Here is a 22,464-nt window from a genome sequence, read left to right as displayed (position 1 = left end):
AGAACGGGCCCGCCCCGGTAAGGGGGCGGGCCCGTTCAGAGCCGATCAAGCGAGCTCTGATCCCGAAGGATCAGGCCTCCTTGGTCTCCTCGGCGGGGGTCTCGACAGCCTCCGCCTCCTTGACCGCGCGCTTGGTGGCGGCCTCGGCCTCACCAGTGGCCTGCTGGGCGACCGTAAGGGCCTCGACCAGCTCGATCACGGCCATCGGGGCGTTGTCGCCACGACGGTTGCCGATCTTGGTGATGCGCGTGTAACCACCGGGGCGGTTCTCGTAGCGCGGGGCGATCTCGGTGAACAGCGTGTGCACGATGCTCTTGTCCGTGATCGTCTGCAGCACCAGGCGACGGTTGTGGATGTCGCCCTTCTTGGCCTTGGTCACCAGACGCTCGGCGTAGGGACGCAGGCGGCGGGCCTTGGCCTCGGTGGTGGTGATGCGGCCGTGCTCGAAGAGCGCCTTCGCGAGGTTCGCGAGGAGGTGCTTCTCGTGCGCGGCGCTGCCGCCCAGACGGGCACCCTTTGCGGGACGCGGCATGGTCATACTCCTTCATATCTGCACCGGCCGTGTCAGGTACCGGTGTCAGTTCCCCCGCGGCGGATGCCGCGGGAAAGATCTACGGGTGGTGCTTAGTACTGCTCGGTCTCGACGAAACCGGCGTCCGCGTCGTCGTCGGCGCCGAAGGCGTCGGCAGCGGCGGTCGGGTCGAACCCGGGCGGGCTGTCCTTGAGGGCCAGGCCCATGCCGGCCAGCTTCGCCTTGACCTCGTCGATCGACTTCGCACCGAAGTTGCGGATGTCGAGCAGGTCGGCCTCGGAGCGGGCGACGAGCTCACCCACGGAGTGGATGCCCTCGCGCTTGAGGCAGTTGTACGACCGAACGGTGAGCTCGAGCTCCTCGATCGGCAGGGCGAGATCGGCGGCCAGGGCCGCGTCCGTCGGCGAGGGGCCCATGTCGATGCCCTCGGCGTCGATGTTGAGCTCGCGGGCCAGACCGAACAGCTCGACCAGGGTCTTACCGGCGGACGCCATGGCGTCGCGCGGGCGCATGGCCTGCTTGGTCTCGACGTCGACGATCAGCTTGTCGAAGTCGGTGCGCTGCTCGACTCGGGTCGCCTCGACCTTGTAGGTGACCTTGAGGACCGGGCTGTAGATGGAGTCGATCGGGATGCGACCGATCTCCTGGCCCAGCTGCTTGTTCTGGACGGCGGAGACGTAGCCGCGACCGCGCTCGACGGTCAGCTCCATCTCCAGCTTGCCCTTGCCGTTGAGCGTGGCGAGGACCAGGTCCGGGTTGTGCACCTCGACACCGGCCGGGGGCGCGATGTCGGCAGCGGTGACCAGGCCGGGACCCTGCTTGCGCAGGTACATCACGACCGGCTCGTCGTGCTCCGAGGAGACGACCAGCTGCTTGATGTTGAGGATGATGTCGGTGACGTCTTCCTTGACACCGGGCACGGTGGTGAACTCGTGCAGGACGCCGTCCACGCGGATGCTGGTGACAGCGGCACCCGGGATCGAGGACAGGAGCGTGCGGCGGAGCGAGTTGCCGAGGGTGTAGCCGAAGCCCGGCTCGAGCGGCTCGATCACGAACCGCGAGCGGTACTCGTCTACGACCTCTTCGGTCAGCGAGGGGCGCTGAGCGATAAGCATGTGGATTCCTTCATTCGTGGACGCCCACTATTTGACGCCCGACGGAACGCAGCACGGGGCTACGAACTACAAGGGTACGGGCGGTACGTCCCCCGCGAGGGGTTCGTACCGCCCGGACACTCAAAGACGCACAGGCGCGAAGCCCGGCGTCGCCGAATCAGACGCGGCGACGCTTGGGCGGACGGCAGCCGTTGTGCGGGGTGGGGGTGACGTCCTGGATCGAGCCGACCTCGAGGCCAGTGGCCTGGAGGGAGCGGATCGCGGTCTCACGGCCGGAGCCGGGACCCTTGACGAAGACGTCGACCTTGCGCATGCCGTGCTCCTGCGCGCGACGGGCGGCCGACTCGGCGGCCATCTGCGCGGCGAAGGGGGTGGACTTGCGCGAGCCCTTGAAGCCGACGTGGCCGGCGGAGGCCCAGGAGATCACGTTGCCCGCGGGGTCCGTGATCGAGACGATGGTGTTGTTGAACGTGCTCTTGATGTGGGCGTGCCCATGAGCGACGTTCTTCTTTTCCTTGCGGCGCACCTTCTTGGCAGCGCCCTGACGACCCTTGGGGGGCATCTAAATCTCCTACGGGAGGTGGTCGGTCCTACAGCGCAAGACCGCTGAACAGGACTACTTCTTGCCCGGCTTCTTCTTACCGGCGATCGCGCGACGCGGACCCTTGCGGGTACGGGCGTTCGTGCTGGTGCGCTGACCGTGCACGGGCAGGCCACGACGGTGGCGAACACCCTGGTAGCACTGGATCTCGACCTTGCGACGGATGTCGGCCTGGATCTCGCGGCGGAGGTCACCCTCGGTGCGGAGGTTGGCGTCCACGTACTCGCGGATCTTGACCAGGTCCTCTTCGGCCAGGTCACGAACGCGGGTGTCGGGGTTCACACCGGTGGCCGCAAGGATTTCCTTGGACCGGGTGCGACCGACACCGAAGACGTAGGTAAGTGCGATCTCCACACGCTTTTCGCGCGGGATGTCAACACCGGAAACGCGTGCCATTCAATGGCTCCTGTGTGTTCGGGGGTCTTCCGCAGAACCGAACCCCGACCGCCGACCACACCTGTTGGGTGGTGGTACGCCCGGGTCCCCGGCCCCCGCCGGAGGTGCCGCCGGTCCTGGTCAGGACTGGGCGGGTTCTGCGTATGTACGTTTTCTTACGTCGCGCGAAGAACTGCGTAGTGCAGGTCGGTCGGCGTGCGTCAGCCCTGGCGCTGCTTGTGGCGCAGGTTGTCGCAGATGACCATGACCCGACCGTGACGGCGGATCACCTTGCACTTGTCGCAGATCTTCTTGACGCTCGGCTTGACCTTCATGTTGGTGAGGTTCTCCGGGTCAGTGCCACCACCCGCGTCGGGACAAGACGTCCGGACGGGAGTGAAGACAAGATCTACTTGTATCGGTAGACGATCCGGCCACGCGTCAGGTCGTACGGAGAGAGCTCCACGACGACCCGGTCATCAGGGAGGATGCGGATGTAGTGCATGCGCATCTTGCCGCTGATGTGCGCGAGGACCTTGTGACCGTTCTGGAGTTCCACCTTGAACATCGCGTTCGGGAGGGACTCGATCACGGTGCCCTCGATTTCGATGGCACCTTGCTTCTTGGCCACGCTTCGCCTTTCGAATCGGCTACCTTGGTCAGCTCCCCGCCTTCGCATGCGGACATGCGGGTGCAAAGGAGCCGACGAGTCAGTCTACGTCAGGGCCTTCCGAAAGACGAATCCGGAAAGTGTGCCCTACAGGATAGATCATCAATCCTGCCCATACCGGTCGGCCCACCGGCTTGTGCGTCAGCCCAACGGGTCCGGCGCCGTGGTCACGCCGTACTCCGCCAGCTTCGCCTTGCCGCAGTCCGGGGAGGTGAGGACGATCGGGCCCTCCTCGGTCAGGGCGATGGAGTGCTCCCAGTGCGAGGACCAGGTGCCGTCCGTGGTGATGACCGTCCAGTCGTCCGCCAGGACCTCCGTCTGGGCGGTGCCCAGGGAGACCATCGGCTCGATCGCCAGGCACAGGCCCGGGACGAGCTTGATGCCCTTGCCCCGCTTGCGCGAGACGTAGTTCAGCAGGTGCGGGTCCATGTGCATCTCGGAACCGATGCCGTGGCCGCCGTAGTCCTCGATGATCCCGAACTTGCCGAGGCTGTGCTCACCCGTGGTCGGACGCGGCTGCCGCTTGATGTACGTCTCGATCGCCTTCGAGATGTCCACGAGGCGGTTGCCGAGCTTCATGGCGGCGATCCCGGCCCACATGGACTCCTCGGTCACCCGGGAGAGCTCCACGAGCTCAGGGGCGTGCCCAGAGCCCACGAAGGCGGTGTACGCGGCGTCGCCGTGCCAGCCCTCGACGATCGCACCGGCGTCGATCGAGATGATGTCGCCGTCCTTGAGGACCGTCTTGTCGTCGGGGATGCCGTGGACCACGACCTCGTTGACCGAGGTGCAGATGGTCGCGGGGAACCCGCCGTACCCGAGGAAGTTCGACTTGGCGCCGGCGTCCGCGATGACCTTGCGGGCCACCATGTCCAGATCCCGTGTCGTGGCGCCCGGAACGGCCGCCTCACGGGTCGCCGCGTGGATCGCAGCGACGACCAGCCCCGCCTCACGCATCTTCGCGATCTGCTCGGGGGTCTTGATCTGGACCATGTCTTACCTGCCACCTTCGGATTCGGGTCTTTCAACAGTACGGCCGCGGCGTCCTGGGGACACCGCGGCCGTGGCTGCGCTTACGGATGACGCTGCAATACCTGTGGCTACTTCTTCAGGGCGTCCATCGCGCGCTGCGTGACGTCCTTGACCTCGCCCAGGGCCGGGATCGTCGACACGAGGCCCTGGGCCTTGTAGTAGTCGATGATCGGCTCGGTCTGGGTGTGGTAGACGTCCAGCCGGTTGCGGACCGCGTCCTCGGACTGGTCCTCACGCACGTACAGCTCGCCGCCGCAGATGTCGCAGACACCCTCGACCTTGGGCGGCTGGTACGCGATGTGGAAGACGTGCCCGCCGTCGTTGCGGCAGGTGCGCCGGCCGGCGAGGCGCTTGACGACCTCGTCCTCCTCGACCTCCAGGTCCAGGACGGCGTCGAGGTTCATGCCCTCGGCCTTCAGCATCACGTCGAGCGCCTCCGCCTGGGAGACGTTGCGCGGGAACCCGTCGAGCAGGAAACCGCCGGCGGCGTCCTCCTGCTCCATGCGGTCCTTCGCCATGCCGATGGTGATCTCGTCCGGGACGAGGTCGCCCGCGTCCATGAACGCCTTCGCGCGACGGCCGAGCTCGGTGCCCTGGCTGATGTTGGCCCGGAACAGGTCGCCCGTGGAGATGTGCGGGATCGACAAGGTCTTGGCAAGGACAGTCGCCTGCGTTCCCTTGCCCGCACCGGGCGGGCCGACGAGGACGATTCGCATCAGCGGAGGAACCCTTCGTAATTACGCTGCTGGAGCTGGCTCTCGATCTGCTTCACGGTTTCCAGACCCACACCCACGATGATCAGGATGCTCGTCCCGCCGAACGGGAAGTTCTGGTTCGCCCCGAAGCCGGCCAACGCCATCGTCGGCACAAGAGCGATCAACCCCAGGTACAGCGACCCCGGCCACGTGATCCGGTTGAGTACGTAGCTCAGGTACTCGGCGGTGGGCCGACCGGCGCGGATGCCCGGAATGAACCCACCATACTTCTTCATGTTGTCTGCAACTTCCTCGGGGTTGAACGAGATCGCCACGTAGAAGAACGCGAAGAAGACGATCAGGAGGAAGTAGGTCGCGATGTAGTACGGGTGGTCGCCCTTGACGAAGTGCTTCTGGATCCAGGTGGCCCAGCCGGCGGTGGAACCGCTGAACTGAACGACCAGTGCCGGGATGTAGAGCAGCGACGAGGCGAAGATGACGGGGATGATGCCCGCCTGGTTCACCTTGAGCGGGATGTACGTCGAGGTACCGCCGTAGGCACGGCGGCCGATCATGCGCTTCGCGTACTGGACCGGGATCCGTCGCTGCGCCTGCTCGACGAAGACCACCAGGCCCACCATCGCGAGGCCGACCAGCATGACCACGCCGAACTCGACCCAGCCGTCCGCGATCTTGCCCTGCTCCTTGATGGCCCACAGGGATCCGATGAAGCCCGCGGCGATCGAGATGAACATCAGGATCGACATGCCGTTGCCGATGCCCCGGTCGGTGATGAGCTCACCGAGCCACATGACGACACAGGTACCGGCGGTCATGGTGAGCACCATGACGACGGTGGTGAAGATCGACCGGTCCGGAACGATCTGACTCGCCACGGAGCAGTTCTGGAACAGGGCGCCGCTGCGGGCGGTGGCGACGAGGCCGGTGCCCTGCAGGATCGCCAGCGCGACCGTCAGATAGCGCGTGTACTGCGTGATCTTCGACGTGCCGGCCTGGCCCTCTTTCTTGAGGGTCTCCAGCTTCGGGATGACCACGGTCAGCAGCTGCAAGATGATGCTCGCCGTGATGTACGGCATGATGCCGAGCGCAAAGATCGTGATCTGCAGCAGCGCACCGCCACTGAACATGTTGACCAGTCCGAAGAGCCCGCCGTTCTGGCCGGACGCCTGTTCAACACAGATCTGGACGTTCGTATAGCTCACGCCGGGGACGGGGACGTGGGACCCGAGCCGGAACAGCACGATGATGCCGAGCGTGAACAGCAGTTTCTTGCGCAGGTCGGGCGTCTTGAACGCCCGGGCGAACGCGGTTAGCACGGTGCCTCCTGCGACCCCCGCGCTACTGCGTCAGAGGTGACGGTCTGAGGGATCGACGAATGTGTACAAGCAAAGGTGCAGGCCACCTTACCGGCGTCTGCACCTTCCATGGAACGACCAACCGGGGATGCCCCATATGTGAGGCACCCCCGGTCGGGTTTCTAGCTATTTGTCACTGAGTTCGTCTTAGACGAGCTCGGTCACAGAGCCACCAGCGGCGGCAATCTTCTCCTTGGCGGAGCCGGAGACGGCGTCAACCGAAACCTGCAGCGCCACGGAGATCTCGCCCTGGCCCAGGACCTTGACGAGGCTGTTCTTGCGAACCGCGCCCTTGGCGACCAGGTCGGCCACCGTGACTTCTCCACCCTCGGGGTAGAGAGCGCCGAGCTTGTCCAGGTTCACGACCTGGAACTCGGTGCGGAACGGGTTCTTGAAGCCCTTGAGCTTCGGCAGACGCATGTGGAGGGGCATCTGCCCACCCTCGAAGCGCTGCGGGATCTGGTAACGGGCCTTCTGGCCCTTCGTACCACGACCGGCCGTCTTACCCTTCGACGCCTCACCACGACCGACACGGGTCTTCGCGGTCTTGGCGCCGGGGGCGGGACGGAGGTTGTGGGCCTTCAGCGGGCTGCTCTCAGCCATGTTAGTCAACCTCCTCAACCGTCACGAGGTGGCGGACGGTGTGAACCATTCCGCGGAACTCGGGGCGGTCCTCCTTGACGACGACGTCGTTCAGGCGCTTGAGCCCGAGCGAACGCAGCGTGTCGCGGTGGTTCTGCTTGCTGCCGATGTACGACTTGATCTGCGTGACCTTGAGGCGAGCCATTACGCACCCGCCCCAGCACGTGCACGAAGCAGAGCCGCGGGGGCGACGTCCTCGAGGGGCAGACCACGGCGAGCCGCGATCTCCTCGGGACGCTGCAGGCCCTTGAGGGCCGCCACGGTCGCGTGCACGATGTTGATCGCGTTGGAAGAACCAAGCGACTTCGACAGGATGTCGTGAACGCCGGCGCACTCCAGAACGGCGCGCACCGGGCCACCGGCGATAACACCGGTACCAGGGGCGGCCGGCTTCAGCAGCACGACGCCCGCGGCACGCTCACCCGTGATCGGGTGAGGGATGGTGCCCTGGATGCGCGGAACCTTGAAGAAGGACTTCTTGGCTTCCTCGACACCCTTGGCAATGGCCGCGGGAACTTCCTTGGCCTTGCCGTAACCGACACCTACAGTGCCGTCACCGTCGCCCACCACGACCAGCGCGGTGAAGCTGAAGCGGCGACCACCCTTGACAACCTTGGCGACGCGGTTGATCGCGACAACGCGCTCAACGTAAGCGGTCTTCTCGGCGGCAGGGCCACCGTCGCGACCCTTCCGGTCCCGCCGCTCGCCGCCACCGGCACCGCTTCCGCGGCGCTGGGGTCCAGCCATTGGATTACCTCTCTCTGTTACGTCCGTGAGTCCCGGAAAACGGGGCTTAGAACTTCAGCCCGGCTTCGCGGGCGGCGTCAGCCAGAGCGGCAATGCGCCCGGCGTATCGGTTGCCACCGCGGTCGAACACGACGGTCTCGACACCCGCGGCCTTGGCACGCTCGGCGACGAGTGCGCCGACGGCCTGGGCCTGCGAGCTCTTGTCGCCTTCGCCACCACGGATCGAAGCGTCCAGGGTCGACGCCGACGCCAGGGTGTGACCCTGGAGGTCGTCGATGACCTGAGCAACGATGTTGCGGTTGGAACGCGTCACGACGAGGCGCGGACGCTCCGCCGTACCCGAGACGTTCTTGCGGATGCGGATGTGGCGGCGGGCCTTGGCGGCACGCTTGTACGCGTCGCCCTTGGCGATCTTTACACCGTATGCCATGGCTACTTACCAGCCTTTCCGACCTTGCGGCGGATGACTTCGCCGGCGTACTTGACACCCTTGGCCTTGTACGGGTCGGGCTTCCGCAGCTTGCGGATGTTGGCGGCGACCTCGCCGACCTTCTGCTTGTCGATGCCCTCGACCGAGAACTTGGTGGGCGACTCGACCTTGAAGGAGATGCCCTCGGGCGCCTCGATCAGGATCGGGTGGCTGTAGCCAAGCTGGAACTCCAGGTTGGAGCCCTTCGCGGCGACGCGGTAACCGACACCGCTGATCTCAAGAGCCTTGACGTAACCCGTGGTCACGCCGGTGATCATGTTCGCCACCAGCGTGCGGGACAGGCCGTGCAGGGCCTTGTTCTGACGCTCGTCGTTGGGGCGGGTGACGTTCAGAACGCCGTCCTCACCCTTGACGATCTCGATCGGCGCCTTGACCGTGAGCGCGAGGGAACCCTTGGGGCCCTTCACAGCCACAGCCTGGCCGTCGATGGTGACGTCCACACCGGCGGGAACCTGGATGGGGAGCTTGCCGATTCGCGACATTGCTTTTCCTCCGTTCCCGACTACCAGACGTAGGCGAGGACTTCCCCACCTACGCCCTTCTTGCCTGCCTGCTGGCCGGTGAGCAGACCGTGGGACGTGGAGATGATCGCCACGCCCAGGCCGCCGAGCACCTTCGGCAGGTTGGTGGACTTTGCGTACACACGCAGACCGGGCTTCGAGATCCGCTTGATGCCCGCAATGGAGCGCTCGCGGTTCGGGCCGAACTTCAGCTCGAGGACGAGGTTCTTGCCGACCTCGGCGTCCTCGACCTTCCAGCCGGTGATGAAACCCTCCTGCTTGAGGATTTCTGCGATGTGCGACTTGATCTTGCTGTGCGGCATCACGACAGAGTCGTGGTACGCCGAGTTAGCGTTACGCAGACGCGTGAGCATGTCTGCGATCGGGTCAGTCATGGTCATGAAGTGGCCTTCGGCCTCTCTCGCCGGGGTTTCCTGTATGCGCCATCCCTCTCCCCACTCAGTGGCGGGACGGGTGCGGTGCGGGGACCTACGGCGTAGTAAGTCGTTATGGGCGGCGGACGCCCAACCACACAAGCCTAAGGCATGCGCGGCCGGGCATCCGCCGTCCAGATGCTTACCGAGAGTGCCTGGTACTCCTCAAGTCCTTGCGGACGAGAGGGAATTACCAGGAGCTCTTGGTCACGCCCGGCAGCTCGCCACGGTGAGCCATCTCACGAAGGCAGACGCGGCACAGGCCGAACTTGCGGTACACGGAGTGGGGGCGACCGCAGCGCTGGCAGCGGGTGTACGCACGCACACCGAACTTGGGCTTGCGGGCAGCCTTCGCGATGAGAGCCTTCTTCGCCATCTCGCTTACGCCTCCTTGAAGGGGAAGCCGAGGTGACGAAGGAGGGCGCGGCCCTCGTCGTCGTTGGTCGCCGTGGTAACCACGGTGATGTCCATACCCCGGGTACGGTCGATCTTGTCCTGGTCGATCTCGTGGAACATGACCTGCTCCGTGAGACCGAAGGTGTAGTTGCCACGGCCGTCGAACTGCTTCGGCGACAGACCACGGAAGTCACGGATACGCGGCAGCGCGAGCGACAGCGTACGGTCCAGGAACTCCCACATGCGGTCACCACGGAGGGTGACGTGGCAGCCGATCGGCTGACCCTCGCGCAGCTTGAACTGCGCGATGGACTTGCGGGCCTTCGTGACGGCCGGCTTCTGACCGGTGATCGTCGTCAGGTCCTTGATGGCGCCGTCGATCAGCTTGGAGTCGCGGGCGGCGTCGCCCACACCCATGTTGACCACGATCTTCACGAGGCCGGGAATCTGCATGACGTTCTCGTAGGAGAACTCTTCACGCAGCTTGCCCGCGATGTCCTCGCGGTACTTCGTCTTGAGACGCGGAGTGGTAGCCATCAGATGTCCTCACCCGTCCGCTTGGCAACGCGGATCTTGTTGCCCTCGTCATCGAAGCGGAAACCGACGCGGGTAACGACCTTCTGGCCGTCCTTCTCCACAACCAGCTGAACGTTGCTGACGTGGATCGGCGCCTCGGTGATCACGATGCCACCGGTCTGCGAGCCACCAGCGGTCTGGCCGGCCTTGGTGTGCTTCTTGACCCGGTTGACACCCTCGACGAGGACGCGGTTCTCAGTAGGGATGGCCAGAATGACCTTGCCCTGCTTGCCCTTGTCCTTACCGGTGATGACCTGAACCAGGTCGCCCTTCTTGATCTTCATGCTTACAGCACCTCCGGCGCGAGCGAGATGATCTTCATGAACTTCTTCTCGCGCAGCTCACGGCCCACCGGGCCGAAGATACGGGTGCCGCGAGGGTCGCCGTCGTTCTTCAGAATGACGGCGGCGTTCTCGTCGAAGCGGATGTACGAGCCGTCCTGGCGGCGGCGTTCCTTCACGGTGCGAACGATGACCGCCTTGACGACGTCACCCTTCTTCACGTTGCCACCGGGGATCGCGTCCTTGACGGTGGCAACGATGACGTCACCGATGCCCGCGTAGCGGCGACCGGAACCACCGAGAACACGGATGCAAAGGATCTCCTTGGCACCAGTGTTGTCGGCGACACGCAGTCGCGACTCCTGCTGGATCACGTCTATCTCCTGTTTGTCTGCCGGTTCCCGGCGGGGGCATCACTCCGAAGAGCTACCGCCCCCACCGAGCCTGGCGGAACGAACCTGAGGGGCCCCTGGGCTTGATGCCCAGGGCCTCAGATAATTACTTGGCCTTCTCGAGGATCTCGACGATGCGCCAGCGCTTGCTCGCCGACAGCGGACGCGTCTCCATGATGAGGACGCGGTCGCCGACGCCGGCAGCGTTCTGCTCGTCGTGCGCCTTGAGCTTGTTCGTACGGCGGATGACCTTGCCGTACAGAGCGTGCTTCACGCGGTCCTCGACAGCGACGACGACGGTCTTGTCCATCTTGTCGCTGACGACAAGACCCTCACGGGTCTTGCGGAAGCCGCGGTCAGTCGTCTCAGTCACGTTCTTCTCGCTCATCAGGCGCTCTCCACCGTCTCGATACCGAGCTCACGCTCGTGCATCAGGGTGTAGATGCGAGCGATGTCCTTACGGACGGACTTGAGCCGGCCGTTGTTCTCCAGCTGACCCGTGGCCGCCTGGAAGCGCAGCTTGAACAGCTCTTCCTTGGCCTCGCGCAGCTTGCCAACGAGCTCCTCGTTACCGAGCTCACGCAGCTCGGACGCCTTGGTTCCCGTCGCCATCACGACTCACCTGCCTCGCGCCGAACAATCCGGCACTTCATCGGAAGCTTGTGAGCAGCGCGGGTGAGCGCCTCACGAGCAATCTTCTCGTTCGGGTAGGACAGCTCGAACATGACCCGGCCCGGGTGCACGTTCGCGATCCACCACTCGGGAGAACCCTTACCGGAACCCATGCGGGTCTCGGCAGGCTTCTTCGTCAGGGGACGGTCCGGGTAGATGTTGATCCAGACCTTGCCGCCACGCTTGATGTGGCGGGTCATCGCGATACGAGCCGCCTCGATCTGGCGGTTCGTCACGTAGGCGGGGGTAAGCGCCTGGATGCCGTACTCGCCGAACGAGACCTCAGTACCGCCCTTGGCCATACCGCGGCGCTTCGGGTGGTGCTGCTTGCGGTGCTTGACCCTACGAGGGATCAGCATGTCGGTCAGGCCTCCGTTCCGGTGCTCTCAGCCGGAGCGGCGGCGGGAGCGTCGGCCTTGGGGGCCTCGGCACCTGCAGCCTGCTGCGGCTTGCGGCCACCACGGCCGCCGCGCTCGCCACCACGGCCACCACGGCCGGCGGGACGGTCGCCAGCGCCGGCGGCACCACGGGCCGGGCGGTTACCCGCACGGGCCGCAGCGTTCTCGGCGCGAACCTCGGCGATGTTCTTGACGTCGCCCTTGTAGATCCAGACCTTCACACCGATACGGCCGAAGGTGGTCTTGGCCTCGAAGAAGCCGTAGTCCACGTTCGCGCGGAGGGTGTGCAGCGGCACACGGCCTTCGCGGTAGAACTCGGAGCGGGACATCTCGGCGCCGCCGAGGCGACCGCCACACTGGATCTTGATGCCCTTGGCGCCGGCCTTCATCGTGCCCTGCATGCTCTTACGCATGGCGCGACGGAAGGAGACGCGGGAGGAGAGCTGCTCGGCAACGGCCTGGGCAACCAGCTGAGCGTCGACCTCGGGGTTCTTGACCTCGAGGATGTTCAGCTGGACCTGCTTGCCCGTGAGCTTCTCGAGGTCGCCGCGGATGCGGTCGGCCTCGGCGCCACGGCGGCCGATGACGATGCCCGGACGAGCGGTGTGGATGTCCACACGCACGCGGTCACGGGTGCGCTCGATCTCAACCTTCGAGATGCCGGCGCGCTCCATGCCGGACGTCATCATCCTGCGGATGGCGACGTCTTCCTTGACGTAGTCCTTGTACAGCTTGTCGGCGTACCAACGCGACTTGAAGTCGGTGGTGATGCCGAGCCGGAACCCGTGCGGGTTTACCTTCTGGCCCATTACCGGGAACCTTCCTTGCTGCTGACGACCACGGTGATGTGGCTGGTCCGCTTGCGGATCCGGTAGGCACGGCCCTGGGCACGCGGACGGAACCGCTTCAGGGTCGGGCCCTCGTCCACGTACGCCTCGCTGATGACCAGCGTGGAGGCGTCCGGGTGGTTGTAGTTGTGTGCGGCGTTGGCAATGGCGCTGTCAAGCACCTTGCCAACCGGCACGCTCGCGGCCTGCGGGGCGAAACGCAGGACCGCCTGAGCCTCCGTGGCATCCATGCCACGGATAAGGTCCACCACTCGGCGGGCCTTCATGGGCGTGACGCGGATGTACCGCGCCTGGGCCCTGGCTTCCATGGTTGTCCCTTCGGTGTAAGTCATAGTCGTAACCACCCCGCCTTTAGCGGCGCTTCGACTTCCGGTCGTCCTTGACGTGGCCGCGGAAGGTGCGAGTCGGCGAGAACTCGCCGAGCTTGTGGCCGACCATCGACTCGGTGACGAACACCGGGACGTGGATCTTGCCGTTGTGCACCGCGATGGTGTGACCCAGCATGGCCGGGATGATCATCGAGCGACGGGACCAGGTCTTGATGACGTTCTTGGTACCGGCTTCGTTCTGTACGTCCACCTTCTTGATGAGGTGTCCGTCGACGAAGGGTCCCTTCTTGAGACTGCGCGGCATCTAAACCCGCTCCTAGCGCTTCTTGTTCGTCTTGCGGCGGCGGACGATGTACTTGCTCGAAGCCTTCTTCGGCGAGCGAGTACGACCCTCCTTCTGACCCCACGGGGAGACCGGGTGACGACCACCGGAGGTCTTACCCTCACCACCACCGTGCGGGTGGTCGACCGGGTTCATCGCGACACCGCGGACGGAGGGGCGAACGCCCTTCCAGCGCATGCGGCCGGCCTTGCCCCAGTTGATGTTCGACTGCTCGGCGTTGCCGACCTCACCGACGGTGGCGCGGCAGCGCGCGTCGACGAGACGGATCTCACCGGACGGCATACGAAGGTGGGCCATGGTGCCCTCCTTCGCCAGCAGCTGCACGGAGGCACCAGCGGAGCGGGCGAACTTGGCGCCGCCACCGGGACGGAGCTCGATCGCGTGGATCGTGGTACCGACCGGGATGTTGCGGAGAGCCAGGTTGTTGCCGGGCTTGATGTCGGCCGTGGGGCCGTTCTCAATCCGGTCGCCCTGCTTCAGGTTCTTCGGCGCAATGATGTAGCGCTTCTCGCCGTCTGCGTAGTGCAGAAGCGCGATGCGCGCAGTGCGGTTGGGGTCGTACTCGATGTGCGCGACCTTGGCCGGCACGCCGTCCTTGTCGTGACGACGGAAGTCGATCACACGGTAGGCGCGCTTGTGGCCGCCACCCTGGTGTCGAACCGTGATCCGACCGGTGTTGTTACGGCCGCCCTTGCTGTGCAGGGGGCGGACCAGCGACTTCTCCGGCGTGGACCGCGTGATCTCGACAAAGTCGGCGACGCTGGAGCCACGACGGCCCGGGGTCGTCGGCTTGTACTTGCGGATACCCATTTCTCAGTCCTCGTCCGATTCCGGACGACTAGACCTCCGTTAGGAGGCCTGGCCGCCGAAGATGTCGATTCGGTCGCCCTCAGCGAGGGTCACGATGGCGCGCTTGGTGTCAGCGCGCTTGCCGAAACCGGTCTTGGTGCGCTTGCGCTTACCCTGACGGTTGATCGTGTTGACCCCGGTGACCTTGACCCCGAAGACCGCCTCGACGGCCTGCTTGATCTGAGTCTTGTTGGAGCCGGGCGCGACGATGAACGTGTACTTGTTCTCGTCCAGCAGCGCGTAGCTCTTCTCCGAGACAACCGGCTTGATCAGCAGGTCGCGCGGGTCAGTGAAGGTCTTGCTGGTAACGGTCGCCTCAGACATCAGGCGTCGCTCCCTTCGGTCTCATCGGCCTTGGGGCCAGACACGAAGGACTCGAAAGCGGCCTGAGTGAAGACCACGTCGTCAGAGACGATCACGTCGTACGTGTTCAGCTGGCCCGGCTCCAGGATGTGCACCTGGGGCAGGTTGCGGGCGGACAGCCACGCAGCCTCGTCGGCGCGCTCGACGACCAGGAGCACGTTCTTGCGCTCCGAGATCTTGCCGAACAGCGTCTTGGCGGCCTTCGTGGAGGCGGCACCCTCGACCACGCCGGTGACGACGTGGATGCGGGAGTGACGCGCACGGTCCGAGAGGGCACCGCGGAGGGCGGCGGCCTTCATCTTCTTCGGGGTCCGCTGCGAGTAGTCACGCGGCTGCGGGCCGTGGACGACGCCACCGCCAACGAACTGCGGAGCGCGGGTGGAACCCTGGCGAGCGCGGCCGGTGCCCTTCTGGCGGTACGGCTTGCGGCCACCACCACGGACTTCGCCACGACGCTTGGTCTTGTGCGTGCCCTGACGGGCAGCAGCCAGCTGAGCGACAACGACCTGGTGGATCAGCGGAACGCTGGTCTTCGCGTCGAAGATCTCCGCGGGGAGCTCGACGGTACCGGCCTTGTCGCCTGCCGGCGAAAGGATGTCAATGGTGCTCATTACCTCAAGCCCCCTTGGCCGCGGTACGGACCAGGACGAGGCCGCCGTTCGGACCGGGGACCGCACCCTTGATGAGGAGCAGACCCTTCTCCGCGTCAACCGCGTGGATGGTCAGGTTCTGGGTGGTGACGCGCTCGTTACCCATACGACCGGCCATGCGCATGCCCTTGAAGACACGCCCAGGGGTGGCGCAGCCACCGATCGAACCGGGGGAGCGGTGCTTGCGCTGGACGCCGTGCCCGGCGCCGAGGCCCTTGAAGTTGTGACGCTTCATGACACCGGCGAAGCCCTTGCCCTTGCTGTTGCCCGTGACGTCAACCTTGACGCCGGACTCGAACACGGCAGCCGTGATCTCCTGGCCGAGCGTGTACTCGCTGGCGTCGGAGGTACGGAGCTCCACCAGGTGGCGGCGGGGGGTGACGTCGGCCTTGGCGAAGTGACCCTTGAGGGGCTTGTTCACCTTGCGCGGGTCGATCTCGCCGAAGGCGATCTGGACCGACTCGTAGCCATCGATCTCGTTCTTACGGACCTGGGTAACAACGCAGGGCCCGGCCTTGACCACGGTCACCGGGACGACACGGTTGTTCTCGTCCCAGACCTGGGTCATGCCGAGCTTCTCGCCCAGGACGCCCTTGATCTGCTTTGCCATCTTCTCCGTGCCTCTCAGAGCTTGATCTCGATGTCAACGCCGGCCGGAAGGTCCAGGCGCATCAGCGAGTCAACGGTCTTGGGCGTCGGGTCGAGGATGTCGATCAGGCGCTTGTGAGTGCGCATCTCGAAGTGCTCGCGCGAGTCCTTGTACTTGTGCGGCGACTTGATGACGCAGTACACGTTCTTCTCAGTGGGCAGCGGCACCGGGCCCGCGACCGACGCACCAGTGCGCGTCACCGTCTCGACGATCTTCTTCGCCGACGAATCGATGACCTCGTGGTCGTAGGCCTTGAGCCGGATGCGGATCTTCTGTCCCGCCATGGCTACTCCGTAGTCCTGTCTGTTGTGGAAACGCTCTGGTTCTCGGCCGGCTGCGGATCGCTCCGCCGCTCTCCTCCGACCCACGCGGTCGGGCGTGTCGCGCTCCCTCTACAGAAAATTCCCATACGGAAATTCCCTCGTCCAAGGGGGCGCGGTCCCAAGACCGCAGATCGGGGGCAAACACCCACCGAGTACCTGGCAGGCACCGTGCTGACGCTTCCCAGAAGATTCCCGTACGTCCGCCCCATTGCTGCCCCGAGAGGCAGGTAAGGCGACGAGTACTGTGGGACTCGCTTCCGGTCCTCCCGGCGGGAGGCGCGCAGCATCGGCACACGGCCGAGCAACTTGAGTAGTCTGCCATACGAGACACGTATGGCGCCAATCGGGCGGAAGAGAATACCCCGCCACGCTGAGTGGTCAAACTGCACCACGCGGCGGGGGTCCCCGTCCCTGTTCCCGCGCCCGCTCAGGAGCGCGAGATCACGCCGCAGCCCGCCTGTCCCCCGGCTTCCATGCCCCGGCTCCGGTCGTACGGGTCCATCGGAGCGCCGGAGGGCGTGGGCCCGGCCGGGGCGTCCTCGTCGAAGACGGGGTGCAGGAATCCGTCGTGGACGTCACATCCGCTGTTGGCCAGGTACACGTGGACGTCCTCGATCCAGAGCTTGCCCGCGGTGGCCCGCCACGTGCGCGGGTCGGCGACGGAGAAGGTGATCTCGCGGCGCACGATGGAGCGCTCGACCTGGTCGGCGCCCGGCGTCGCCTTCACGAACGGGTACACGAACGTGTAGTCGACCAGCACGTTGGCCTTGCCGGGCTTCTCGCCGGGCTCCACCCACATCCGGCCCCGGACCTTGACCACCTCGCCCACGGGCTTCAGCTCTGCCGGGCGGGTCCGGGTGACGAGGTTCAGAGGGTCGTTCTCCTCGCTCGGGGCGGCCAGGGCCTCCTCCAGGCGGCCCGCGCCCTCGTCGATCGCGGCGAGCTTGGGATCGAGCAGGTCCAGCGCCGCCGCGGGGCGCTCCCCGCGCAGGGTCGCCGGGTCCAGGTTGGCCGTGACCAGGAACTGCTTGACCTTCGCCAGCGCGTCGGCGACCTGCTCCTTGCTCATGCCGCCGACGGCCTGGGCCTGCGGCACCTCGATGCCGGCCGCCCCGTCCGCCCACTGGAGGGCCGGGGAGCCCCGGAAGGGGTCCGCGAGCGTCGGCCGGTCCGGGTCCACCGAAGTGGGCGGGCCGCTCGGGATCGCCGTCTCGGCCGGCAGGGACTGCCGCGCCTTCGCGTCCCGGTCGGACTTCCCGGTGACCTTGTCGATGACCAGCTCCGGCCGGATGGCGATCAGCGCGAGGGCCGCGACGAAGGCGATGGCCAGCGCCGCCTTGAGCCGGCGCCCGCCCCTCCCCCGCTGCCGCGCGGTGACGCCGGCCCGCCAGGCGGGCGGTCCGTCGTAGCCGCGCCGGGACTCCTCCTCGCGCAGCCGCGCGGTCACCATGCGCGCCCGGGCGGACGGCTCCTTCGGCGCCTCCCCCGCGCCCGCCTCGGCCTGCGCCATGAACCGCGCCCAGTCCTCGTCGGAGAGGCCCGGTCCCGTCTGTCCCTCGTCCTTCTTCCCCATGTCCCCCACCCCCGCCTGCGGATCCCCATCACCTGTCGCAGGAGCCGGTGATGTCCGCGGTCAGCCGTACGTCGTCGATGCAGGAGTCGATCTTGCCATCGATCAGGGGTTCGACCACCAGGTCCGCGGGTGTGGAGCGCGGCGCGGGCCGTCAGCGGTGGCGCCAGAGCACCCACCCGTGCGCCCGGTCCACCTCGGCCGCGTACCAGCCCGCGGGCGCCGCCGGCCAGGTGTCCTCCGGCCTCGCGTCCTGCCGCTTCAGCCCCAGTACGGCCGCGTCCGCGGCGGCCGGCGGCTGCTCGCCGTGCCTGAGGTCCCTGGTCCAGACCCGCCCGTCGTACACCTCGTACCCCTGGGCCATCCGCAGGTCCCAGTCGGCGCTCGGGTCCATCACCAGGTTCTCGCCCGGCCTGAGCCCCGCCGAACTGGTGAAACCGGTGGCGGCGGCCTCGCGTTGCTCCGTGTGCGGCTCGGCCACGTTCGCGGTGACCGCGGTCGTCGCGTAGGCGGCGAACAGGGCCAGCGACACCGCCACGGCCCAGACCGCCCGGCGCCCGCCGGCCAGCCGGAAGAGCACGCAGACCCCGAACACCAGCAGCGCGCCGGCGGTCGTCCGCCCCATGTGCAGCCCCGTCCACTCCGAGGCCAGGAACAGCGCGTCCGGCATGCCCCAGGCGATGATGCCCACCTTGTGGAGGCCCGGGCCGACCACCAGGACGACGAACCCGGCCGTGACCGCGGTGAACAGCACCGCTCCCGCCGCCGCCCGCAGCAGCGCACCGGTCCGGGCCCGCGCCAGCACCGCGACACCCACGAGGAAGAACGCCGGAACCAGCGGGGCCAGGTAGCGGGCGTAGATCCAGTTGTCGATCCGGCCGTGGTCGTCCGGCAGGCCGGCGGCCGAGGCGAGCGCGATCCCGCACAGCAGGGCGACCATGACGAAGGAGACCACCCGCGAGGCCCGGGTGAAGCGGGGGCTGAACACCGCGCACACGCACAGGACGACGGCGAGCGCGCCGAAGCCCCAGGACGAGACCGAGAAGTACCAGAACTGGCCGATCGTACGGGTCACCGTGCGGCGCAGCAGTTCGGGTTCGACCAGGGCGTCCAGGACCTTCGTGCCCACCGAGCTCGGCGGGGTGTCCTTGAACTGCGCCTCCAGCCAGCCGGCCAGCAGCCGGGCGCCCAGCACGGAGACGGCGAGTCCGCCCCAGGCCGCGAGCGTGGTGCGCAGGGGGGCCCATCGGAAGACGAGTGCGCCCAGGAAGACCGCCGCCGTGAGGGCGACCACCACCCCACCGCGGTCGTGGACCGCCATGGAGTAGCCGGCCAGCAGACCGGCCCCCGCCCCGTACCCCGTGCGGCGGCGCGTGTCGCCCTCGCTCAGCCAGCCGTGCAGCGTGATCAGCCAGCCGAGGAGGACCACGGGGAGCACAGTGTCGGACATGGCGAACTCGGAGTAGAAGACCACGGGCGGCATCAGCGCGGCCGCCGTGGCGGCCGGGAACGAGAGCCCCCGGGACAGGCCGAGCCTGCGCAGGGCGGCGTAGGCCAGGAGGAAGACGAGCGCGTTGAGCAGCGTGTTGATCCCCATGACGAGCTGGTACGCGGTGACCGGGTCGTCCGCGATGCGCAGGGCCGGGGAGACGAGCAGCGAGTAGCCGCCGGGGATGACCGATCCGACCGGCATCTCCGTCGTAGGCCGCCCCGCGAGCACCCGGGCCAGCACGAGGTACGAGGACTCGTCCGCGTGTACCGCCGGATAGGCCTTGCCCCACACCAGGGAGAGGCGCAGCAGCACCTGCGCCGCGTACCCGACCACGAGCGCGGCCGGCCAGAACCACCGCCGGCCGGTGAAGGACTCCCACTCCCGCAGTGCGGGCCGTTGCCCGGTCCTGGCCGGCTTCCCGACCCGCTCGGGAGCGGACGTGTCGTTCACTCCGACCTCGTCCATCATTTCGGTTCCCGCCTTCAACTCTGGTACGTCCTGTTCATGTTGGGACCGCTCGCCAAGGCGGGCGGACTCCTGGAGGTAAAGTCCGCGGACATGACCGTCACCGCTCCCGCGCCCGTCCCGGTAGCCGAACACCGGGCCCCGAGCGCCTCCGGTGGCCGCATGTCCCGCGCCTTCGCCCTCACGGCCGCCGAGGCGGTCGTGTCGGTTCTCGCGGCACTGCTCCTCACCGTCCTGAGCAAGCGCCTCGACGTGAATCCCCTGCAGCGGATCGGCCAGGTCAGCGGGCTGGCCGGCATCCAGCTGCGACTGCTGGTGCTGCTGGCCGCGACCGTGGTGCTCTACCTGGTCCTGTCCCGGTGGATGCCCGGTGCGGCGGTGCGGATCGGCGCGGCGGCCGTGGCCGGCCTGGCCACCGGCGTGACCGCGAGCGGCAGCGTGGTGGCCCTGCGGGGAACCAGCTGGCCGTACAACGGGTCCGGCGGTGACATCGGGAACCTGCAGCAGTGGGCGTACCACGTCATCGACGGGGTGCCCCTGCCGGCCGAGTACCCGCCCGGCTTCCCGCACGTGCTGGCGTGGAGCTCCCAGCTGTTCTTCGACGGCAACGCCTCGCTCGCCGTCAAGTGGGTGATGATCGGCTTCCTGGCGGTCTCCGGCCCGGTCGCCTACCTGGCCTGGCGCATGCTGCTGCCCCCGCTGTGGGCCCTCGGCATCGGTGTCACGGCGTCCCTGACGCTGATCGAGCCGTACAAGCCGTACTCCCCGCTCGTCCTGATCGTCGTCGTCCCCCTGCTGGCCAAGCTCGCGCAGGTGGTGACGGACTCCTCGCAGCTCGGCCGCAGGCGCTCGCCGGCGATCGGAGCGGGCCTCGGAGCGCTGCTCGCCGCGCTGTTCCTGCTGTACGCGGGCTGGTTCGTGTGGTCCGCGGTCGGGGTGATCGTGCTCTTCGCCGTGGTGCTGACCGGCCGCGCCCGCTCGGGCGGGAAGCGCGCTCTGCTGGACGCCCTGCTGCCGCTGGCAGCCGCCTCCGTCGTCTTCCTCGCACTGGCGGGGCCGTACCTGGTCCGGCTGCTCGGCGCGAGCGGAGCGACCCGGGACACGTACTTCTACTTCGACACCGCCACCGACCCGGCCTACTTCGCCTCGTCGGGCACCGCGTTCCCCGGCCCGCTGCGCTCCCTCGGGTGGCCGCTGCCGGGCGAACTCGGCGGCGTCGGCCTCTTCACCATCCTGCTGGTCGTCGGCCTGGGCGCGGCCATCGCGCTCGGCCTGCGCCGGCCGCTGGTGCTGACCCTGGCGGCCTGCACCGGCAGCGCCTTCCTGCTGCGCTACTGGTACGCCTCGCACATGGCGGCCGACGGCGCCGTGCAGCTGTACCCGCGCACCAGCCTGCAGATCGTCTACTGCATGCTCGCGCTGTCGGGCGTGGCCGTCCACCTCGGCGTACAGCGGGTCACGGCGTGGACCCGGGCCAACGAGGTGCGGCTGCCCGGCCGGGAGGCCCTCCGGGCGGCCGGGCACCGGCCCCGGGCCGCCGTGATCGGGGTCCTGGTCCCGCTCGGGCTCCTCTTCGGCTCGGCCGGATCGTCCACGGCCGACGCCTACATGCCCAGGCCCCCCTCCGAGAACACCCTCGGCACCCTGGCCTGGACGGCGCACACGACGGGATTGCCCGACGGGAAGTGCCCGAAGTACGCGCCCCACGGAAAGTGCACGCCGTACGACCCGCTGAAGCGCACGAAGAAGAACTGAGCTCACCTCCACCCTGCGGCGAAGGCGTGCCGGGCCAGCGTGCGCACGCCCGCCCGGTGCCCTCGCCGCAGGGCGCCGGGCAGCATTCCGAGCGCGTGCAGGCGGGAGCCGTGGTGGAGACGGGCCGCGCGGGCGGCCCCGGGCCAGCCGCGGGCCTCCATCCGCTCGGCGACCGCCGCGAAGTAGCGCTCGGCCTCGGTGAAGCGGGTACCGGAGAGGGCCTGGACGGAGGACTCGCTGGCCGCGTGCCGGCGGTACTGGAAGACCGTGGTGGACTCGTCGATCACCATCCCCTCGCCGGCTTCGAGCAGGTCCACGACCAGGGCCAGGTCCAGGACCACCGAGTAGCCGTCCCGGAAGTTCACCTCGCGCAGCGCCGGGCCGCGCCAGACGACCGAGGGGAAGTAGAGCCAGTTCCCGCGCAGCAGACTGGCGGCCAGCTCCTCGCCTGCCATCAGCCTCCGGCCCTTCACCCGGGGCGAGAACATCCACCGCTTGGCCACGTCGGGCAGGCCCCGCGCGACCCGGCCCGCACCGTCGATCACCTCGACGCCGGGCTGGACCATGCCGATCCCGGGGTGGGCCGCGAGGATTGCGCGGACGGTCTCCAGGTAGTGCGGGTGCAGCAGGTCGTCGCAGCCCATGACGACCACGTGGTCGGCCTCGGAGAGCTCGACGCACTTCTGGAAGTTCTTCGTGATGCCGAGGTTGCGCTCGTTGCGGAGGTAGTGCACCCGCGCGTCGCCCAGCCCCTCGAACCAGCCGGGGACGTCCGGCTCCCGGCCGTCGTCGATGACGACGAGCCGGAAATCGCGGTCGGTCTGGGCCAGGACGCTGCGGACGGCGTCCCGCATCTGCCCGGCGTCCCCGTAGTACGGGAGCATGAAGTCGAAGGACCCCACGG

At 67.3% G+C, this 22,464-nt stretch carries 34 protein-coding genes; 1 reads left to right on the top strand and 33 read right to left on the bottom strand.

The genetic code is table 11. The features are described 5' to 3' along the window. Positions 1-70: 70 nt before the first annotated feature. From rplQ to ACFWBW_RS22230, 32 genes are all read right to left on the bottom strand, one after another. Positions 71-532, bottom strand: coding sequence for a 50S ribosomal protein L17 (rplQ, locus tag ACFWBW_RS22385; protein WP_030154710.1), 462 nt, complete (start codon positions 530-532; stop codon positions 71-73). Positions 533-624: 92 nt separating this feature from the next. Next, complete coding sequence (locus tag ACFWBW_RS22380; RefSeq protein WP_008739666.1) at positions 625-1,647, bottom strand: DNA-directed RNA polymerase subunit alpha; 1,023 nt, start codon at positions 1,645-1,647, stop codon at positions 625-627. Positions 1,648-1,804: 157 nt separating this feature from the next. Further along, positions 1,805-2,209 (bottom strand): 30S ribosomal protein S11, encoded by a 405-nt coding sequence (rpsK, locus tag ACFWBW_RS22375; protein WP_006376016.1) that lies wholly within the window; start codon positions 2,207-2,209, stop codon positions 1,805-1,807. Positions 2,210-2,263: 54 nt separating this feature from the next. Further along, positions 2,264-2,644 carry a 30S ribosomal protein S13 gene (rpsM, locus tag ACFWBW_RS22370; RefSeq protein ID WP_053682609.1) on the bottom strand — a complete coding sequence of 127 codons (381 nt, stop codon included), beginning with the start codon at positions 2,642-2,644 and terminating at the stop codon, positions 2,264-2,266. A gap of 200 nt (positions 2,645-2,844) precedes the next feature. Further along, a complete protein-coding gene (gene rpmJ / locus ACFWBW_RS22365; protein WP_003956441.1) occupies positions 2,845-2,958 on the bottom strand; it encodes a 50S ribosomal protein L36 in 114 nt (37 codons plus the stop codon). A gap of 74 nt (positions 2,959-3,032) precedes the next feature. After that, positions 3,033-3,254 carry a translation initiation factor IF-1 gene (gene infA / locus ACFWBW_RS22360; RefSeq protein WP_003956442.1) on the bottom strand — a complete coding sequence of 74 codons (222 nt, stop codon included), beginning with the start codon at positions 3,252-3,254 and terminating at the stop codon, positions 3,033-3,035. Positions 3,255-3,434: 180 nt separating this feature from the next. Then, on the bottom strand, positions 3,435-4,286 hold the full coding sequence (gene map / locus ACFWBW_RS22355) for a type I methionyl aminopeptidase (protein ID WP_266880620.1): 852 nt from the start codon (positions 4,284-4,286) through the stop codon (positions 3,435-3,437). Between the two features lie 107 nt (positions 4,287-4,393). After that, entirely contained in the window at positions 4,394-5,041 is a 648-nt protein-coding gene (locus ACFWBW_RS22350) for an adenylate kinase (protein ID WP_266905452.1), read from the bottom strand. Continuing rightward, on the bottom strand, positions 5,041-6,357 hold the full coding sequence (secY, locus tag ACFWBW_RS22345; RefSeq protein WP_356507278.1) for a preprotein translocase subunit SecY: 1,317 nt from the start codon (positions 6,355-6,357) through the stop codon (positions 5,041-5,043). Before secY ends, ACFWBW_RS22350 begins: the two co-directional genes overlap by 1 nt. A gap of 186 nt (positions 6,358-6,543) precedes the next feature. After that, positions 6,544-6,999, bottom strand: a complete 456-nt coding sequence (gene rplO, locus ACFWBW_RS22340; RefSeq protein WP_243333371.1) for a 50S ribosomal protein L15 — start codon at positions 6,997-6,999, stop codon at positions 6,544-6,546. Position 7,000: 1 nt separating this feature from the next. Further along, the gene (gene rpmD / locus ACFWBW_RS22335) at positions 7,001-7,183 is read right to left on the bottom strand and encodes a 50S ribosomal protein L30 (RefSeq protein ID WP_112447741.1); all 183 of its coding nucleotides are present in this window, start codon (positions 7,181-7,183) and stop codon (positions 7,001-7,003) included. Next, positions 7,183-7,785 carry a 30S ribosomal protein S5 gene (rpsE, locus tag ACFWBW_RS22330; protein ID WP_008739695.1) on the bottom strand — a complete coding sequence of 201 codons (603 nt, stop codon included), beginning with the start codon at positions 7,783-7,785 and terminating at the stop codon, positions 7,183-7,185. The genes rpmD and rpsE overlap by 1 nt, the downstream gene beginning before the upstream one ends. Before the next feature lie 46 nt (positions 7,786-7,831). Next, positions 7,832-8,215, bottom strand: a complete 384-nt coding sequence (gene rplR, locus ACFWBW_RS22325) for a 50S ribosomal protein L18 (protein WP_030008471.1) — start codon at positions 8,213-8,215, stop codon at positions 7,832-7,834. A gap of 2 nt (positions 8,216-8,217) precedes the next feature. After that, positions 8,218-8,757: a 50S ribosomal protein L6 gene (gene rplF / locus ACFWBW_RS22320; RefSeq protein ID WP_243333369.1), complete on the bottom strand. Its 540-nt coding sequence runs from the start codon at positions 8,755-8,757 to the stop codon at positions 8,218-8,220. 20 nt (positions 8,758-8,777) lie between these two features. After that, positions 8,778-9,176, bottom strand: a complete 399-nt coding sequence (gene rpsH, locus ACFWBW_RS22315) for a 30S ribosomal protein S8 (RefSeq protein ID WP_008739698.1) — start codon at positions 9,174-9,176, stop codon at positions 8,778-8,780. Positions 9,177-9,399: 223 nt separating this feature from the next. After that, positions 9,400-9,585: a type Z 30S ribosomal protein S14 gene (locus ACFWBW_RS22310; protein ID WP_003956452.1), complete on the bottom strand. Its 186-nt coding sequence runs from the start codon at positions 9,583-9,585 to the stop codon at positions 9,400-9,402. 5 nt (positions 9,586-9,590) lie between these two features. After that, positions 9,591-10,142, bottom strand: coding sequence for a 50S ribosomal protein L5 (rplE, locus tag ACFWBW_RS22305; RefSeq protein ID WP_030388859.1), 552 nt, complete (start codon positions 10,140-10,142; stop codon positions 9,591-9,593). After that, complete coding sequence (rplX, locus tag ACFWBW_RS22300) at positions 10,142-10,465, bottom strand: 50S ribosomal protein L24 (RefSeq protein WP_215023444.1); 324 nt, start codon at positions 10,463-10,465, stop codon at positions 10,142-10,144. Before rplX ends, rplE begins: the two co-directional genes overlap by 1 nt. Before the next feature lie 2 nt (positions 10,466-10,467). Next, positions 10,468-10,836, bottom strand: a complete 369-nt coding sequence (rplN, locus tag ACFWBW_RS22295) for a 50S ribosomal protein L14 (protein ID WP_003956455.1) — start codon at positions 10,834-10,836, stop codon at positions 10,468-10,470. A gap of 124 nt (positions 10,837-10,960) precedes the next feature. After that, positions 10,961-11,242 carry a 30S ribosomal protein S17 gene (rpsQ, locus tag ACFWBW_RS22290; RefSeq protein WP_243333368.1) on the bottom strand — a complete coding sequence of 94 codons (282 nt, stop codon included), beginning with the start codon at positions 11,240-11,242 and terminating at the stop codon, positions 10,961-10,963. After that, positions 11,242-11,466 carry a 50S ribosomal protein L29 gene (gene rpmC / locus ACFWBW_RS22285; RefSeq protein WP_008739703.1) on the bottom strand — a complete coding sequence of 75 codons (225 nt, stop codon included), beginning with the start codon at positions 11,464-11,466 and terminating at the stop codon, positions 11,242-11,244. The genes rpsQ and rpmC overlap by 1 nt, the downstream gene beginning before the upstream one ends. Beyond that, complete coding sequence (gene rplP / locus ACFWBW_RS22280) at positions 11,466-11,885, bottom strand: 50S ribosomal protein L16 (protein ID WP_030026326.1); 420 nt, start codon at positions 11,883-11,885, stop codon at positions 11,466-11,468. The genes rpmC and rplP overlap by 1 nt, the downstream gene beginning before the upstream one ends. A gap of 5 nt (positions 11,886-11,890) precedes the next feature. Further along, positions 11,891-12,733 carry a 30S ribosomal protein S3 gene (rpsC, locus tag ACFWBW_RS22275; RefSeq protein ID WP_112447746.1) on the bottom strand — a complete coding sequence of 281 codons (843 nt, stop codon included), beginning with the start codon at positions 12,731-12,733 and terminating at the stop codon, positions 11,891-11,893. Next, complete coding sequence (gene rplV / locus ACFWBW_RS22270; protein WP_007265904.1) at positions 12,733-13,080, bottom strand: 50S ribosomal protein L22; 348 nt, start codon at positions 13,078-13,080, stop codon at positions 12,733-12,735. Before rplV ends, rpsC begins: the two co-directional genes overlap by 1 nt. A 43-nt stretch (positions 13,081-13,123) precedes the next feature. After that, positions 13,124-13,405 carry a 30S ribosomal protein S19 gene (gene rpsS / locus ACFWBW_RS22265; protein WP_023539342.1) on the bottom strand — a complete coding sequence of 94 codons (282 nt, stop codon included), beginning with the start codon at positions 13,403-13,405 and terminating at the stop codon, positions 13,124-13,126. A gap of 12 nt (positions 13,406-13,417) precedes the next feature. After that, complete coding sequence (gene rplB / locus ACFWBW_RS22260; RefSeq protein WP_112447748.1) at positions 13,418-14,254, bottom strand: 50S ribosomal protein L2; 837 nt, start codon at positions 14,252-14,254, stop codon at positions 13,418-13,420. Positions 14,255-14,293: 39 nt separating this feature from the next. Then, positions 14,294-14,617: a 50S ribosomal protein L23 gene (rplW, locus tag ACFWBW_RS22255; RefSeq protein ID WP_030154694.1), complete on the bottom strand. Its 324-nt coding sequence runs from the start codon at positions 14,615-14,617 to the stop codon at positions 14,294-14,296. Further along, positions 14,617-15,267 carry a 50S ribosomal protein L4 gene (gene rplD, locus ACFWBW_RS22250; protein ID WP_327254486.1) on the bottom strand — a complete coding sequence of 217 codons (651 nt, stop codon included), beginning with the start codon at positions 15,265-15,267 and terminating at the stop codon, positions 14,617-14,619. Before rplD ends, rplW begins: the two co-directional genes overlap by 1 nt. A gap of 4 nt (positions 15,268-15,271) precedes the next feature. Then, positions 15,272-15,916, bottom strand: a complete 645-nt coding sequence (gene rplC, locus ACFWBW_RS22245) for a 50S ribosomal protein L3 (protein WP_112447750.1) — start codon at positions 15,914-15,916, stop codon at positions 15,272-15,274. A gap of 14 nt (positions 15,917-15,930) precedes the next feature. After that, entirely contained in the window at positions 15,931-16,239 is a 309-nt protein-coding gene (gene rpsJ / locus ACFWBW_RS22240; RefSeq protein WP_003948644.1) for a 30S ribosomal protein S10, read from the bottom strand. Positions 16,240-16,705: 466 nt separating this feature from the next. Next, on the bottom strand, positions 16,706-17,851 hold the full coding sequence (locus ACFWBW_RS22235) for a hypothetical protein (RefSeq protein WP_385374987.1): 1,146 nt from the start codon (positions 17,849-17,851) through the stop codon (positions 16,706-16,708). Between the two features lie 151 nt (positions 17,852-18,002). Continuing rightward, complete coding sequence (locus ACFWBW_RS22230) at positions 18,003-19,808, bottom strand: hypothetical protein (RefSeq protein ID WP_385374985.1); 1,806 nt, start codon at positions 19,806-19,808, stop codon at positions 18,003-18,005. Between the two features lie 36 nt (positions 19,809-19,844). Between ACFWBW_RS22230 and ACFWBW_RS22225 the strand changes: the two genes are divergently transcribed. Continuing rightward, positions 19,845-21,560, top strand: a complete 1,716-nt coding sequence (locus ACFWBW_RS22225; RefSeq protein WP_385374983.1) for a hypothetical protein — start codon at positions 19,845-19,847, stop codon at positions 21,558-21,560. Between the two features lie 2 nt (positions 21,561-21,562). Here the strand turns inward: ACFWBW_RS22225 and ACFWBW_RS22220 are convergent, their stop codons facing one another. Continuing rightward, the gene (locus tag ACFWBW_RS22220) at positions 21,563-22,462 is read right to left on the bottom strand and encodes a glycosyltransferase family 2 protein (protein ID WP_385374981.1); all 900 of its coding nucleotides are present in this window, start codon (positions 22,460-22,462) and stop codon (positions 21,563-21,565) included. Positions 22,463-22,464: the final 2 nt, after the last annotated feature.

It is taken from the genome of Streptomyces sp. NPDC059957 (assembly GCF_042730015.1).
Lineage (GTDB): Bacteria > Actinomycetota > Actinomycetes > Streptomycetales > Streptomycetaceae > Streptomyces.
The sequence above is the reverse complement of the archived record's forward strand: the minus strand, read 5'-3'. Positions and strand labels throughout refer to the sequence as shown.

What these genes read in the sequence shown, in the direction of transcription:
- rplF (WP_243333369.1), bottom strand. Translation starts at nt 8,757, where the DNA reads ATGTCGCGAATCGGCAAGCTCCCCATCCAGGTTCCCGCCGGTGTGGAC.
- rplW (WP_030154694.1), bottom strand. Translation starts at nt 14,617, where the DNA reads ATGTCTGAGGCGACCGTTACCAGCAAGACCTTCACTGACCCGCGCGAC.
- rplX (WP_215023444.1), bottom strand. Translation starts at nt 10,465, where the DNA reads ATGAAGATCAAGAAGGGCGACCTGGTTCAGGTCATCACCGGTAAGGAC.
- rplR (WP_030008471.1), bottom strand. Translation starts at nt 8,215, where the DNA reads ATGGCATACGGTGTAAAGATCGCCAAGGGCGACGCGTACAAGCGTGCC.
- rplP (WP_030026326.1), bottom strand. Translation starts at nt 11,885, where the DNA reads ATGCTGATCCCTCGTAGGGTCAAGCACCGCAAGCAGCACCACCCGAAG.
- rpmC (WP_008739703.1), bottom strand. Translation starts at nt 11,466, where the DNA reads ATGGCGACGGGAACCAAGGCGTCCGAGCTGCGTGAGCTCGGTAACGAG.
- rpsK (WP_006376016.1), bottom strand. Translation starts at nt 2,209, where the DNA reads ATGCCCCCCAAGGGTCGTCAGGGCGCTGCCAAGAAGGTGCGCCGCAAG.
- ACFWBW_RS22310 (WP_003956452.1), bottom strand. Translation starts at nt 9,585, where the DNA reads ATGGCGAAGAAGGCTCTCATCGCGAAGGCTGCCCGCAAGCCCAAGTTC.
- ACFWBW_RS22235 (WP_385374987.1), bottom strand. Translation starts at nt 17,851, where the DNA reads ATGGGGAAGAAGGACGAGGGACAGACGGGACCGGGCCTCTCCGACGAG.
- map (WP_266880620.1), bottom strand. Translation starts at nt 4,286, where the DNA reads ATGGTCCAGATCAAGACCCCCGAGCAGATCGCGAAGATGCGTGAGGCG.
- rplV (WP_007265904.1), bottom strand. Translation starts at nt 13,080, where the DNA reads ATGGAAGCCAGGGCCCAGGCGCGGTACATCCGCGTCACGCCCATGAAG.
- rplQ (WP_030154710.1), bottom strand. Translation starts at nt 532, where the DNA reads ATGCCGCGTCCCGCAAAGGGTGCCCGTCTGGGCGGCAGCGCCGCGCAC.
- ACFWBW_RS22350 (WP_266905452.1), bottom strand. Translation starts at nt 5,041, where the DNA reads ATGCGAATCGTCCTCGTCGGCCCGCCCGGTGCGGGCAAGGGAACGCAG.
- ACFWBW_RS22225 (WP_385374983.1), top strand. Translation starts at nt 19,845, where the DNA reads ATGTTGGGACCGCTCGCCAAGGCGGGCGGACTCCTGGAGGTAAAGTCC.
- rpmJ (WP_003956441.1), bottom strand. Translation starts at nt 2,958, where the DNA reads ATGAAGGTCAAGCCGAGCGTCAAGAAGATCTGCGACAAGTGCAAGGTG.
- rplC (WP_112447750.1), bottom strand. Translation starts at nt 15,916, where the DNA reads ATGGCAAAGCAGATCAAGGGCGTCCTGGGCGAGAAGCTCGGCATGACC.
- ACFWBW_RS22230 (WP_385374985.1), bottom strand. Translation starts at nt 19,808, where the DNA reads ATGATGGACGAGGTCGGAGTGAACGACACGTCCGCTCCCGAGCGGGTC.
- rpsS (WP_023539342.1), bottom strand. Translation starts at nt 13,405, where the DNA reads ATGCCGCGCAGTCTCAAGAAGGGACCCTTCGTCGACGGACACCTCATC.
- rpsE (WP_008739695.1), bottom strand. Translation starts at nt 7,785, where the DNA reads ATGGCTGGACCCCAGCGCCGCGGAAGCGGTGCCGGTGGCGGCGAGCGG.
- ACFWBW_RS22380 (WP_008739666.1), bottom strand. Translation starts at nt 1,647, where the DNA reads ATGCTTATCGCTCAGCGCCCCTCGCTGACCGAAGAGGTCGTAGACGAG.
- rplE (WP_030388859.1), bottom strand. Translation starts at nt 10,142, where the DNA reads ATGGCTACCACTCCGCGTCTCAAGACGAAGTACCGCGAGGACATCGCG.
- rpsJ (WP_003948644.1), bottom strand. Translation starts at nt 16,239, where the DNA reads ATGGCGGGACAGAAGATCCGCATCCGGCTCAAGGCCTACGACCACGAG.
- rplD (WP_327254486.1), bottom strand. Translation starts at nt 15,267, where the DNA reads ATGAGCACCATTGACATCCTTTCGCCGGCAGGCGACAAGGCCGGTACC.
- rpsH (WP_008739698.1), bottom strand. Translation starts at nt 9,176, where the DNA reads ATGACCATGACTGACCCGATCGCAGACATGCTCACGCGTCTGCGTAAC.
- rpsM (WP_053682609.1), bottom strand. Translation starts at nt 2,644, where the DNA reads ATGGCACGCGTTTCCGGTGTTGACATCCCGCGCGAAAAGCGTGTGGAG.
- rplO (WP_243333371.1), bottom strand. Translation starts at nt 6,999, where the DNA reads ATGGCTGAGAGCAGCCCGCTGAAGGCCCACAACCTCCGTCCCGCCCCC.
- rpsC (WP_112447746.1), bottom strand. Translation starts at nt 12,733, where the DNA reads ATGGGCCAGAAGGTAAACCCGCACGGGTTCCGGCTCGGCATCACCACC.
- rpsQ (WP_243333368.1), bottom strand. Translation starts at nt 11,242, where the DNA reads ATGAGCGAGAAGAACGTGACTGAGACGACTGACCGCGGCTTCCGCAAG.
- rpmD (WP_112447741.1), bottom strand. Translation starts at nt 7,183, where the DNA reads ATGGCTCGCCTCAAGGTCACGCAGATCAAGTCGTACATCGGCAGCAAG.
- rplB (WP_112447748.1), bottom strand. Translation starts at nt 14,254, where the DNA reads ATGGGTATCCGCAAGTACAAGCCGACGACCCCGGGCCGTCGTGGCTCC.